We start from the raw sequence: 12,699 nt of genomic DNA on the forward strand, positions 1-12,699 counted from the left end.
GGCCCACTCCGCCCCCGCCCCTGCCCACCGACCGGCTCCGGTTCGCCATGCCGCCGATGCACGAGTCGGTGGAGGACGAACGCCGGCACCGCAAGGAACGGCTGGCGGGCGCCCTGCGGATCTTCGGGCGGCTCGGCTTCGAGGACGGCGTCTCCGGCCACATCACGGCACGCGACCCGGAGTTCAGCGACTGCTTCTGGGTCAACCCCTTCGGCCTGCCCTTCAAGCACGTCACCGTCAGCGACCTGGTGCTGGCCAACGCCGACGGGCAGGTCGTCGAAGGCCGCTACCACGTCAACCAGGCCGCCTTCACCGTCCACTCCCAGGTCCACGCCGCCCGCCCGGACGTCGTCGCGGTCGCCCACTGTCACTCCGTGCACGGCCGCGCCCTCGCCGCCCTCGGCGATCTGCTGGACCCGATCACCCAGGAGAGCTGCGCCTTCTACGAGGACCACGCCCTCTACGACGCCTACACCGGTGTCTCCGTCGACACCGAGGAGGGCCGCCGGATCGCCACCGCGCTCGGCTCGCGCAAGGCCTTGGTGCTGCGCAACCACGGGCTGCTGACCGTCGGCGACTCCGTCGACGCGGCGGCCTGGTGGTTCCTGTCGATGGAGCGGTCCTGCCAGGTGCAGCTGACCGCGCAGGCGGCGGGCCGGCCAGTGCTGATCGACCACAGGGCGGCGGTGGCGACCCGTGAGCAGCTGGGCGGCGACCTGGTGGCCTGGATCAACTACCAGCCGCTCTGGCGGGACATCAGCCGCAGCGAACCCGACCTGCTGACGTGAGACCCGCCCGGCCCTCACGCTCAGGACCGGCGCGGCACCGCCGCCTCGTCCCGCGCGAACCGGATGATCCCGTCCGTACCGGAATTCTCCCGGCCGGGTCAACACGGTGGTCGGGATTTCACCCGGCCTGACCAGATGCGTCAGACGCGGACGCCCTGGTGTAGGGCACAATTCGCTGTCGTCGCACGGGAGTTGTACGGCGGCGTCATACGGGCGTCGCGGGGTGGTGGCCGGGAAGGGCGGGCGTCGGGCGTGGCGGTGCGGGAGACGAGACAGGGTGGGGAGCCCGGAACGTACGGAGGCATCGTCCACGCGGGCGGCTGTACCTGCGAGGACTGCCCGCACGGGGCACGCGAGGGACATCGGCGGGCCGTCGCCGCGTTCCTGCGCAGACGCGACGAGTTCGCGGCCGGACAGGGGCTGCCGGCGGCGGTCGCGCACTCCCCGTCGGCGACCCGGCAGTGGGTCTCGGACGAACTGACCCAGTCCGCCCGGCTCGTCGCCGAACGGGGCCGCGCCGAGGGCGAGGCCTGGCTGGCGCGGCTGTGGCGGCGCACGGCGATCACGGTGTGGGCGCTGGTTCTGCTGTTGCTGCTGGTGCAGGCGCTCACCGCGATCGGCGCCGGCTGGACGGCGGCCCGCACCGCCGGTCTGCTCGCCGCGCTGGTGGTGGCCGTGACGCTGACGGCGGCCTCCTTCTTCCACCGGGCCCGCGGCGGGGCGCTGGCGCCGGTGATCGGCGAGGACAACCGGCTGTCCACGTCCCGCGCCGTGGCCGCGGCCTGGGTGCTGTTCCTGGCCTACGCGGTGCTGGTCCTGGCCGGACGGCTGGCGTCCGCCTCGCACCACGGCGAGCGTGACGCGCTGCTCGCCGGGCTCGAACTCGCCCGCGGCGCCGGGGCCGTGACCGTACTCGCCGTCGTGTGCGCGATCGCCGTGCTGGTGCGGCGGGTGGTCGGGCTGCGGGTGCTCGCCCAGCGGCTGCAGAAGATCCGCGCGGACCGCCCGCGGGCCGCCGACCTGCTCACCGACGACGCGGGCCGGGGCAGCTTCGCCGACCTCCAGTACGTCGTGATCAGCGCCGTCGCCCTCGTCTTCGGCGCGGTCCGGCTGGCCCGCCGCCCGGACCAACTGCCCGACCTGCCCTGGGGCCTCGCGGTCGTCGTCCTGATCTCGGCCGCGACCTACCTCGCCGGCAAGTACTCCGAGGGCGGGCGTCCCGTCATCCTCTCCGTCATCCGCGCCCGGGAGGCGGGTGACCTCGACGCGCCCATCCGCACCGGCGAGGACATCGAGATCCGCGGCGCCGGATTCGTCCCGCCGGGCGCGCAGGGCGCCGACCGGCTGTCGCGGATGGCGGTACGGATCGGGGCGGTGCACGTCCATGTGCCGCTCGTGCCCGTGACCGGCGGCTTCAGCAGCCCGACCGACACCCGGCTCACCGTGCCCGTCCCGGTCGATGTGGAGCCGGGCCGCGTGACCGTGCAGGTCGTGACCGCGGCGGGTGTGGAGACGAACCCGTACGTGATCGAGGTGACGGAGTAGGACGAGGCAACGGAGGAAGGCCCGCGGCAAGCGGGCTGCGGCTGCGGAAACCGGCCGGAACATGGGTGAGCGGGTCCTCTCTCTCGTACGTATCGTCTGATGACGGGTCACGGCAGGGTGGGCGAGAGGCGGCGATCAGCGATGACTCACGGGATGCGTCCGGACCCCCGCACCCCGGCCGCGGGCGGTGGCACCTGGCGGGACACCGCCACGCACTATGCCCTGCTCCCCCTGCGCCTCTTCCTCGGCGTCACCTTCGTCTACGCAGGCCTGGACAAACTCACCGACAGCGCCTTCCTGCAGGACGGCGGTTCCGGGTCGGTCGGCGACATGATGCGCACCGTGCGCGACTCCTCGGCGCTCCCGGCCCTGGTCGACCTCGCCCTGAAGAGCCCCGTCGGCTTCGGCTACGCCATCGCCGTCGGTGAGCTCGCCGTCGGCATCGGCACCCTCCTCGGCCTCTTCGCCCGTCTCGCCGCCCTCGGCGGAGTGCTGATCTCCCTCAGCCTCTGGCTGACCGTGAGCTGGGCGTCCGACCCGTACTACTACGGCAACGACCTCGTCTACCTCATGGCCTGGATCCCCCTGCTCCTGGCCGGTGCGCCCTACCTCTCCCTGGACGCCGCCCTGCGCGCACGGCGACGAGAGCGGGCGGAGGACTACCAGTAGCGACGGGCCGCGCCACGGGGAAAGCACCGTGGCGTGGACACCCTGGTCGGCGGACCCGAACCGGCTGACCCGGCGTGACGGAGCTGAGACCACGGGGAGACCCGCCGCCACCTGCGGATCCTGCGCCACGCCCCGCGGATCGTGCGCCACGCCCGGCGGACTCAGCGCCGCCCTCGGGGGAAGCCAGCGTCGCGCTCGGCGCAAACCCGAGTGCCCGGCCCGGCCTGGAGAGAGCGGCGGACACCGGCCGGGCCCTGGCTCCTCCGTGGCGAAGCTCCTTCCCGGTGCCCGCACCGGGTGGGCCGTCACGCCCGAGGCGGCGACCAGGGCTCGCTCGGTCGCCCCGGGTTCCTGCCCCTGCGGCGTATGGAGCGGCTCAGGACGCCCGCCGCGCCGGCCAGGCAGAGCCCGCCCACCACGAGGGGGAACGCCACGAACCACGGTGCCTCCCAGGCCCCGCCCGCGTCCCCGGCGTAGACGACGCCCGCGACGGTGAGGAAGCACCCGGCGACGAGCCTTCCCGGCTGGAACTCATGACGCAGCACGGCTGACCTCCACCTGTCCCATCCCGACCCGGAGGTCGAGATCGATCGTGCCGACGCTCTCCGTGCCGGCCTTCGGCTCCAGCGTCACCTGCTTGTACTTGCCCGGCGCCACGTCCACGTCCTGCGACCGGTCGCCCGGCAACTGGATGTCGCCCACGCCCACGTCGATGTCCGCCTTCACCGTCACGTCCGGCGGGACGATCACCCGCAGCCGCCCCACGCCCACTTCGGCCGACGTGGTCAGCGTCTGCCCCTCGGCCGGGTCCAGCCGGGACAGGTCCAGCGTGCCGACCCCGGTGCCGAGGTCGTAGACCGCCCGTATGTCCGCCGCGGCGACCGGCTGCCACGTCGTCCGGGTCCACTGTGTGCCGATGTCCTTGGGCAGCGCGGCCGACCCGGCGAGCAGCGCCGCCGTGACGACCGCCAGGAACACCGACCCCGCTCCCGTCCGCCCGAGGAACGCGCTGACCGCGATACCCACACCGAACACGGCGAGCGCGCAGGACAGTCCGGTCTGCAGGCTGGTGCCCAGCGGATGCGCGTCCCAGGTGAGCCCGGTACCGAGGCCGCCCGCGACGAGGGCCAGCAGGAAGACCCAGCCGCCGATCCAGCGCGGGCCGCGCGGCCTGGGCGGATCCTCGCGCGGGACGCCCCAGGTCTCGCGGCCGTGCGGATACTCGTCGAGGCTGAGGCTCACGGTCATCGCGATGTCGTGGTCGCGCGAGTCGCCGGGACCCCACAGATAGCCGGTGCCGCCGACGTGTGTGCCGTCCTTGACGATGGGGTCCCGCCACCAGGAGTAGGAGACGGGCGCGGGCGGCGCCTGGGCCTCCGGCGGGGCGTCGGCGACGGCCTGCGCGGCGAGCGGATCGGGATCGGGAGCGCCCCGCCGCTGCGACCAGTACCCCGCGCCCGCGAGAAGCAGGGAGAGGACGACGGCGAAGGTCAGCACACTGCCGTTGTTCAGCATCGACAGGAAGACCCCGCAGCCCACCAGCGCGAACAGCACGGCCGCCAGCGCCTGGCCGTCCACCCGGCCGGTCAGCAGCTTGCGGACCTCGTTCTCCTCCTCGTCGTCGTACGGGACGAAGAGCCAGGCGAAGCCGTAGAAGATGAGGCCGATGCCGCCGGTGGCCGACAGCACGGCGAGCGTGATGCGGAAGATCACCGGGTCCATGTCGCACTGCCGGCCCAGTCCCGCGCAGACCCCGGCGACCATCTTGTGCCGCCGGTCCCGCCGGAGGCTTCGCAGGCCTTCGGGCGGCCGCGTCTCCTCCGGCTCCCCGGTCCCCTTCGCGCCGCGGGGACCGGCGGCCGGCGGGTCCGTGTCACCGGACGTGCCGGGTGCCGTCGTCGTGGTCCGCCGCGTGGTGTCGGCCGGTGCTTCGGCCCCGTCGGCCGGCGTCTCCCCGTTCACGTTCGCCTCTCCGGCCCGGCCCGACCCGTCGGGTGTGCCCGGCTGTCCGTTCGTGTCCAGCCGCGCCGCCGCGTCCCCTTGATCGCGCGCGCCCGTCCGCCCGTGCGTGTCCGCGCGCTCGTGAGCGCGCGCGCCCGCACCTGCGGAGGCCGAGGTCGCCGGGTCGGACGCGGAGCCCGCGTCGGGCCCGCCGTCCGCGGCGTGCTGGTGATCAGTCATGCGTCCATGGTGACGGCCGAGCGGCCGCAGCGGCAGTCGGAACGACCCTGGCCGGACCCTGATATCGCCCCTGACACACGGCGGGGGATCCGTGCGACGGACCACCCGCCCGAAGATCAGGGGAGTCTCGGGGGCGGACCCTGATGCCCGGGCCCGCCCGCCGTGTGACCATCGATGGCATGCCGGAAGCCGCAACCGCAGCAGCGCCACTCACCGAACCGCGGCCGCCGCGCAAGCTCTACCGCAGCAGTGACGGACGCTGGCTCGGTGGCGTGGCGCGGGGGCTCGCCGGACATCTCGGGCTGCCTGTGATCTGGGTACGCCTGGTCTTCGTCGGCCTGTTCATGGCCGACGGGCTCGGCGCGCTGCTGTATGCCGCGTTCTGGTTCTTCGTACCGCTCGGCGTCGGCGGCGTCGACGCGGACCGGCCGCCGGCCTTCGTCACCGCCGAGACCTCGTCCGACGGCCGCCGCAGACTCGTCGCCCGCAAACCCGACAAGGGGCAGATCGTCGCGCTGCTCCTCATGGTCGTCGTCGCCATGGTCTTCGTCAGCAGCGTCAATCTGGGCGTCGGCGCCAAGGCCTATCTGCTGCCCGCCGTCCTGGTGGGTGCCGGTGTGGCCCTGGTCTGGCGCCAGGCGGACAACGCCCGCCGGGCCCGCTGGGTGGAGGTCGGCCGCCGTCGGCGCACGCTCACCCTGCTGCGCGCCGGGGCGGGCGTGCTGCTGGTCACGGCCGGTGTCTCCGGCATCTTCGTCCTGCAGGGCTCCGCCGCCCACCTCGGCTCGGTGCTGCAGGCCGCCCTCGCCGTGCTCGTCGGCATCACCCTGCTCGCCGGCCCGTATCTGGTGCGGATGACCCAGGATCTCTCCGAGGAGCGCCTGATGCGCATCCGGGCCCAGGAGCGTGCCGAAGTCGCCGCCCATGTCCACGACTCGGTGCTGCACACCCTGACCCTGATCCAGCGCAACGCGGAGAACGCGGGCGAGGTGCGCCGCCTCGCCCGCGCCCAGGAGCGCGACCTGCGCACCTGGCTCTACAAACCGGAGGGCACCGGCAAGGACGAGGAGGACGAGCCCAGCACGCTGGGCGAGGCGGTCCGGCGCAACGCCGCCGAGGTCGAGGACAAGCACGGCGTCCCCATAGAGGTCGTGGTCGTCGGCGACTGCCCGCTCGACGAGCGGACCGGTGCGCAGATGCAGGCCGCGCGTGAGGCGATGGTGAACGCCGCCAAGTACGGTGGCGAGGGCGGCGCCGTCCAGGTCTACGCCGAAGTCGAGGGGGGAACGGTCTTCGTGTCCGTCCGCGACCGCGGCCCCGGCTTCGACCTCGACTCCATACCCGCCGACCGCATGGGTGTCAGAGAATCGATCATCGGGCGTATGGAACGCCACGGCGGCACGGCCCGGCTGCGGGCGGTGCCCGGCGGCGGCACGGAGGTCGAGCTGGAGATGGAGAGGGCGGAGAAGACGTCATGAGTGACCCGACCGAGGCGAACGGGACAGCGGGAGCGGCGGACCCGGCCGGCCAGGGCGCCGGTGACCGGCATGTGCGTGTCGTCCTCGTCGACGACCACCGGATGTTCCGCACGGGCGTGCAGGCGGAGATCGGCCAGACCGAGCAGACCGGCGTCGAGGTCGTCGGCGAGGCCGCCGACGTCGACCAGGCGGTCACCGTCATCACCGCGACCCGGCCCGAGGTGGTCCTCCTCGACGTCCACCTGCCCGGCGGCGGCGGCGTCGAAGTGCTGCGGCGCTGCGCCCCGTTGATGGGCGACACCGAGCGGCCCGTCCGTTTCCTCGCTCTGTCGGTCTCGGACGCGGCGGAGGACGTGATCGGCGTCATCCGGGGCGGCGCGCGGGGTTATGTGACGAAGACGATCACCGGCTCGGACCTCATCGACTCGATCTTCCGGGTCCAGGAAGGGGACGCGGTCTTCTCCCCGCGTCTGGCCGGCTTCGTCCTCGACGCCTTCGCCTCCACCGACGCCCCGCCGGTCGACGAGGACCTCGACCGCCTCACCCAGCGTGAGCGCGAGGTGCTGCGGCTGATCGCCCGGGGGTACGCGTACAAGGAGATCGCCAAGCAGCTCTTCATCTCCGTGAAGACGGTCGAGTCCCATGTCTCCGCCGTCCTCAGGAAGCTCCAGCTCTCCAACCGGCACGAGCTGACCAGATGGGCGACGGCACGGCGTCTGGTGTGACGGCCGCCGGGGTGGAGTCCCCGGCGACGGCACGGCCGCGGTGGCCTCAGCGGTGCCCGGGTGGTGACGCCGGGCCCAGAGCACGCAGCGCCCACCGGTAGTGCCGTACGGCCTTCACCATGCCGATCAGGCCCGTCACCCAGAGGATCATGCCGATGCCCATGCCCAGAACGACATCGGCGCGGGCCGACGGTCCCGGTTCCGCCTGTGCCGCCGTGGCGAAGGACGCCCACAGCCCGGTCGCGCCGACCAGCAGGGAGGAGAGCATCCAGAACAGGCTGAGGCCGGGGGAGCGCAGGCGGGTGTCGGTCGGCGGATGGGTGTCCAGGGCCAGCCAGGCGTCGATGAGTTCCCGTATCCGGCGGTCACGGCGGGCGGTGAAGACGACCGCGATGACGGACGGGGCGAGGGAGGCCAGACCGAGCAACCCGAAGATCGGCCCGAGGATGAACCCGAGGGGGTCTTTCGCCTCGATCTGCTGCAGCGGCAGCACGAGCAGCGACCAGCCGACGATCGCCGCGAGTGCCAGCAGCCACAGCAGCAGGATGCGGTGCACGCCGAGACTGCGCCGCCGCAGTTCCTCCAGTGCTCTGCCCCGGTCGGCCAGCAGTGCCGTCCGGTCCGGCCAGGTCCGGATGTGGGGCGGAGGTGGCGGCGGGGGCAGCGGGGAGCGGAGCATCGGCACCTTCTGAACGACGGAACTGCGGGGACCTGCGAAGCGGTGCTGCACCGCCTCGCCGCCCGACGCTACCGCGCCGTCGTGCCCATGCCATGCCCGCCACGGCCCGCGCGGCCCTGTTCACACCACGCGTGTGGCCCCCGCGAACGGCATCTCGTCGATCGGGGCCACCCGGACGGGAGCGGAGGGGTTGGGAGCGTGCACCATCTGCCCGTTTCCCACATAGATGCCGACGTGGCTGATGCCGGAGTAGAAGAACACCAGGTCACCGGGGAGGAGTTCGGAGCGGGCGACACGGCGGCCCGCGTCGATCTGCGCGTAGGTCGTCCGGGGCAGGGCGACACCGGCGGAACGGTACGCCGCCTGGACCAGGCCCGAGCAGTCGAAGGCGTCGGGCCCTGTGGCACCCCAGACGTACGGGCTGCCGAGCTTGGAGTAGGCGTAGGAGACGGCCGATGCGGCACGGGAGTGGGGTGCCGCGACCGGGGCGCCCGGGGCGGCGAGGCCGTCGCCTGGGCCCGCGGCTCGTGAGGCGCGCTGCGTGCCCGTTGCCGTGCCCGTGCCCTCGGCCGTGAGCCGGGCCCGTTGCTCGGCGGTGAGCCGGGACAGCAGCCGCCGGGCCGTGGCCAGCTTGCCGGTGATCGTCTTCTTGTGCCGCTTCAGCTCCGCCTGACGGGAGGTCAGGGAAGCCAGTTCGACGCGTGCGGCGCCGCGCAGCTGCTCGATCTCCCGCAGCCGCTTGCGGACCCGGGTCACGGTGGCCGCCTGCCGGCTGCCCGCCCGTTCGGCGAGCGCGGCACCTTCGAGGTACCGGTCGGGATCGTCGGCGAGCGCCAGTCGCAGGGCGGGGGAGAGGCCACCGCTGCGGTACTGCGCCGCGGCGACGGAGCCGAGCGCGTCCCGCTCCTCGTTGAGCCGCTCCGCCTTGCGGGCCGACTCGTCCTGCAGGGCCGCCAGTCGACGCTGGGCCGCTTCGGTCTCCTCCCGGGCGCCGTTGTACTTCTCGGTGGCCACCTCGGCCTCCTGGTACAGCTTGTCCACCTTGGCCTTGACCTGCGCCGGTGTCAGCTCCGGCTCGGCGTGCCCGGTCCCGTCGAAGGCCGTCGCGGTCGCCGCGCCCGCGAGCGCGATGGTGGCCGCCGTACGGGCTCGACGGCCGCCGGCCGAGCGATGCCGGGGCTTGCGGTGCGCTGCCACGTGGACTGCACGTCCTTTCCTACGACCGGGTGACGACCGGGAGTGCGACCGGAGGAGGTCCGGCGGTCCGGCGGCGGTCCCGGCACAGGGAATCGGGTCCGCCGCCGGACCTTCTCGGCGGAGACGTCCGGCTGCCGCCCCTGGCCCGGGCGGCGATGGGGAGCCGGACGCCTGGTGGAGGACGCTAGGCCCGAGTGTGTCGGTGCGGTAACGGGATGTACGGAAGTGGCGGGAGCGGACTGCCGGGTGACCGCATATGACCGTGATCTCTCGCAGGGGCCGTCGAGATCACGTAGGGCGCTGACCGAAGGGACGATTCCGGGAACCGTGTGCGGGACGGGATGCTATGGACCGCATATATCTGTCTTCCGTCTCCCCGGATCTCCTCAGGGGCGGCCCGGTGCAGGGCGCCGGAGGCGGGGCTGGCTAGGCTCCGGCCTCATGGACGTACTCATCCATCTCTTCGTCGGCCTGCACATCGTCGGCATCGCCGCGCTGCTCGGCGGCTTCCTCACCCAGATGAAGGCGATGGGCCAGGGAACCGCCCGCTTCGTCCCGGCCATGCTGCACGGCGCCCTGACGATGCTCGTCACCGGCGTGGCACTGGTCGGCCTCAACCAGGCCGACGACCAGGCGGTCGACAACATCAAGATCGGCGTGAAGCTGGCCCTGCTGATCGTGATCCTCGGACTCGTCTATGTGAAACGGGACGAGGAGAAGGTCGACAAGGGCCTGTTCGGCCTGGTGGGCCTGCTCACCACGGCGAACATCTTCATCGCGGTGCTCTGGACCTGAGTCCCGGCGCGCCGTGCCGCACCGTCGAGGGCCGTACGGCGGCCCGGGCGGCGACGGCCGCGCGGACGGCGACCGCGGCCCAGGCGGCCACCGCGATCCACAGCAGCACCTCACCCGGCCCGTCGAGCCAGGGCACGCCGACGGCGGAGGCGACCGACAGCGTCGCCGCCGCCGTCATCCCCATCGGGAACACGGTGGCCCATCGGCGCACGTCGTGACGCGGCCGCGGCCGGACCGCCTCGGCCGCGAGCAGGACGGCGTACCAGCACAGGTCGAGCGCCAGCAGCGCCAGGGTCATGAAGCGCAGCACGCCCCGGCCGTCGGCGTTCCACAGGTACAGCTCCGGACCGTCGGCGGCGAGCAGCTTCGACCCCGCCAGCGCGGAGATCGCGAGTGCCCCGCCCGCCACCCAATGGTCCCCGGCGCCCTCGATCACCTGCCGCTGATCGAAACGGGCCAGCGCGAGCCCGTAGATCACGATCCCCAGCCAGAACAGCACGAGTGCCGTGTGCGCCAGCCACGCCGCCGACTCCGCAGCGGCCAGCACCGCCCCGAGCACCGCGAGCCCCTGGGTCGCCACGCACGCCAGGAACACCGCCCCAGGCATCCGCCGCCGCCAGTGCTTCACGACCAGCGCGAGCAGCACCGGCCACAGCACGGCGGCCAGCGCCAGCAGTGCCGCGGCCAGGAACTCCCGGTCCAGCGCGGCGAAACGCGCCCCGAGCACGGTCGTCGCCGCCACGGCGGTCAGTCCGGCGGGCGTACCCGCCTCGGCCAGCCACCGCTGCCGCTGCCACAGCAGCCGCACGACGAAGTCCGCCGCCAGGGCGACCCAGGCGGCGCAGGCGAGTGCGAGGAACACGAGGGACAGCACCTCGTGGCCCGTCAGACCCAGACCGATCGAGATGATGCCGGTCGCCATCACGGCGGCCCCGGCCGCCGGCGGACGCTGCGCCCACCAGGCGCTGAGGGGTGAGGTGCCGGGCATGGGCCGATGCTAAGGAGCCGCGCGCGCCGGGCGAGCGGGCCACGCGCGCGGGCGCTCTGGAAACGGCGCGAAACCACGCGGACGTCGGCAGGGAGCCCGCACCCGCGTCCCGCGCCGGCCCAGCGCCCGCGGCCCCGCCCAGCGCCCGGCACCCCCGTCGCGCTCCGCGCCCAGCGCCCAGCGCCCCTGCGCGCCCCGCGCCCCTCATCATGCGCCCTGCATCCGCCGCCGCGCACCGGGGCGCACCACCCACGTCCTCACGCGCCGCCGTGCCCCGTGCGCCCCACCCGCAGGCCGCGTGCGGACGCCAGTGGTGGCCATGTGCGAAGCGCACGACCCGCGCGACGCCCGACGCCCCGCCCAGGGCTTCAGGCCGGACGTACCACGCTGTGGATCGACGACTCGCCGTCGTAGTACACCGACTCCTCGCGGACGTACGCCCCCGGCTTCGGCGCGTGGATCATCATCCCGTTGCCGATGTAGATGCCGACGTGGGTGACGTCGTCGTAGAAGAAGACCAGGTCGCCGGGCTGGGCGGCGGCGAGGGAGACCGTGGTGCCGCTGGTCACCTGGTCGTAGGTGGTGCGCGGGAGGGTGACGCCGGCGGCCTTCCAGGCGGCCTGGGTGAGGCCGGAGCAGTCGTAGGAGCCGGGGCCGGTGGCGCCCCAGACGTACGGCTTGCCGATCTGGGCGCGGGCGAAGGCGAGCGCCTTCCCGGCCTTGGCGGCGTACGTGGAGTCGGCCGGGGCGGAGGTCTCGCCGGTGCCGTTCGAGGAGGACGACGAGCCGTTACCGGCCTCCTCCTGCGCGGCCTCCTGACCGGCCGCCGCCGCTTCTTCCTGCTGCCGGCGCTGCTCCTCGGCCTCGGCCTGCTGCCGGGCCAGCTCCGCGGCCCGGCGCGCCGCCTCCTCCTGCTTGCGCTTCTCGATCGCCGCGAGCCGTGCCTTCTCCTCGGCGGTCAGCTGGGACAGCAGCTCGCGCGCGGTGGCGAGCTTCTTCTGGACGGTCGCCTTGGCCGCCTGCAGTTCGGTCTGCGACTCGGTGAGCGTCTCGAGGCTCTCGGAGGCCTGCCGGCGCTTCTGCATCGTCTCGGACTGCTGGGCGAAGTAGTCGTCGACCGCGCCCTTCTGGCGGCTGGTGAGCCGGTCCATCAGGTGGGTGCGGTCGAAGTAGTCCTGCGGGGAGTCCGCGAGGAGCAGGGTGGTGGTGTCGGGGGCGGCGACGCCGGTGCGGTACTGGGCGGCGGCGTACGACCCCAGCTCCTCGCGCGCCTCGTTGAGCTTCTGGGCGCGCTTGGCGACGTCGTCGAGGAGGGTGTCGACGCGCTTGCGCTGCTTGGTGGTCCGCTCCTTGGCCGCGTTGTACTTCTCGGTCGCCGACTCCGCCTGGCGGTAGAGATCGTCGACCTTCTTCTCGACCTCTTCCAGGCTCGGCTTCTCATCGGCCGTGGGAGCGGCCTCGGCGGTCTGCGAGAGCAGGGCCACGGACGTGAGGGCCGCGGTGGCGATGGCGGGGGTGCGTATGCCGGCCACGCGCGGGCTGGGACGCGACTTGCGGTGCGACGCCACGGGAGGCGACTCCTTCCATCGGCCGCCTACCGGGTCAGCGGTGGGGGTCCCCCTCAGGCCGTTCAGGCACTGGGGGAGGGCTCGGG

The 12,699-nt window shown here is 73.4% G+C and carries 12 protein-coding genes; 6 read left to right on the forward strand and 6 right to left on the reverse strand.

Translation table 11 applies throughout. The features are described from left to right. From CCN42_RS03540 to CCN42_RS03550, 3 genes are all read left to right on the forward strand, one after another. Positions 1–788 (forward strand): class II aldolase/adducin family protein (locus CCN42_RS03540; RefSeq protein ID WP_245877127.1); only part of this gene is annotated, 788 nt, incomplete at its 5' end. A 252-nt stretch (positions 789–1,040) separates the two neighbouring features. Beyond that, positions 1,041–2,333, forward strand: coding sequence for a hypothetical protein (locus tag CCN42_RS03545; protein ID WP_107427541.1), 1,293 nt, complete (start codon positions 1,041–1,043; stop codon positions 2,331–2,333). A gap of 141 nt (positions 2,334–2,474) precedes the next feature. Then, a complete protein-coding gene (locus tag CCN42_RS03550) occupies positions 2,475–3,002 on the forward strand; it encodes a DoxX family protein (protein ID WP_086733014.1) in 528 nt (175 codons plus the stop codon). A 305-nt stretch (positions 3,003–3,307) separates the two neighbouring features. Here the strand turns inward: CCN42_RS03550 and CCN42_RS03555 are convergent, their stop codons facing one another. Further along, positions 3,308–3,547 carry a hypothetical protein gene (locus CCN42_RS03555; RefSeq protein WP_086733015.1) on the reverse strand — a complete coding sequence of 80 codons (240 nt, stop codon included), beginning with the start codon at positions 3,545–3,547 and terminating at the stop codon, positions 3,308–3,310. Further along, complete coding sequence (locus CCN42_RS03560; RefSeq protein ID WP_086733016.1) at positions 3,534–5,183, reverse strand: PspC domain-containing protein; 1,650 nt, start codon at positions 5,181–5,183, stop codon at positions 3,534–3,536. The genes CCN42_RS03555 and CCN42_RS03560 overlap by 14 nt, the downstream gene beginning before the upstream one ends. A gap of 143 nt (positions 5,184–5,326) precedes the next feature. Between CCN42_RS03560 and CCN42_RS03565 the strand changes: the two genes are divergently transcribed. Together CCN42_RS03565 and CCN42_RS03570 are read left to right on the forward strand one after the other, a co-directional pair. Beyond that, complete coding sequence (locus CCN42_RS03565; protein WP_086170760.1) at positions 5,327–6,661, forward strand: ATP-binding protein; 1,335 nt, start codon at positions 5,327–5,329, stop codon at positions 6,659–6,661. Continuing rightward, entirely contained in the window at positions 6,658–7,386 is a 729-nt protein-coding gene (locus CCN42_RS03570) for a LuxR C-terminal-related transcriptional regulator (RefSeq protein WP_086733017.1), read from the forward strand. The genes CCN42_RS03565 and CCN42_RS03570 overlap by 4 nt, the downstream gene beginning before the upstream one ends. A 46-nt stretch (positions 7,387–7,432) precedes the next feature. Here the strand turns inward: CCN42_RS03570 and CCN42_RS03575 are convergent, their stop codons facing one another. Then, entirely contained in the window at positions 7,433–8,065 is a 633-nt protein-coding gene (locus CCN42_RS03575) for a hypothetical protein (RefSeq protein WP_086733018.1), read from the reverse strand. 120 nt (positions 8,066–8,185) lie between these two features. Next, positions 8,186–9,262: a C40 family peptidase gene (locus CCN42_RS03580; RefSeq protein ID WP_086733019.1), complete on the reverse strand. Its 1,077-nt coding sequence runs from the start codon at positions 9,260–9,262 to the stop codon at positions 8,186–8,188. A gap of 441 nt (positions 9,263–9,703) precedes the next feature. On the opposite strand from CCN42_RS03580, the gene CCN42_RS03585 reads away from it, so the two are divergent. After that, positions 9,704–10,057, forward strand: coding sequence for a hypothetical protein (locus CCN42_RS03585; protein WP_086733020.1), 354 nt, complete (start codon positions 9,704–9,706; stop codon positions 10,055–10,057). Here the strand turns inward: CCN42_RS03585 and CCN42_RS03590 are convergent. Both CCN42_RS03590 and CCN42_RS03595 read right to left on the reverse strand, forming a co-directional pair. After that, positions 10,035–11,045 (reverse strand): tellurite resistance/C4-dicarboxylate transporter family protein, encoded by a 1,011-nt coding sequence (locus tag CCN42_RS03590; protein ID WP_086733021.1) that lies wholly within the window; start codon positions 11,043–11,045, stop codon positions 10,035–10,037. The genes CCN42_RS03585 and CCN42_RS03590 overlap by 23 nt on opposite strands. Positions 11,046–11,413: 368 nt before the next feature. After that, the gene (locus CCN42_RS03595) at positions 11,414–12,613 is read right to left on the reverse strand and encodes a C40 family peptidase (RefSeq protein ID WP_086733022.1); all 1,200 of its coding nucleotides are present in this window, start codon (positions 12,611–12,613) and stop codon (positions 11,414–11,416) included. Positions 12,614–12,699: the final 86 nt, after the last annotated feature.

Origin of the sequence: Streptomyces glaucescens (assembly GCF_002154375.1) — a bacterium.
GTDB lineage: Bacteria > Actinomycetota > Actinomycetes > Streptomycetales > Streptomycetaceae > Streptomyces > Streptomyces glaucescens.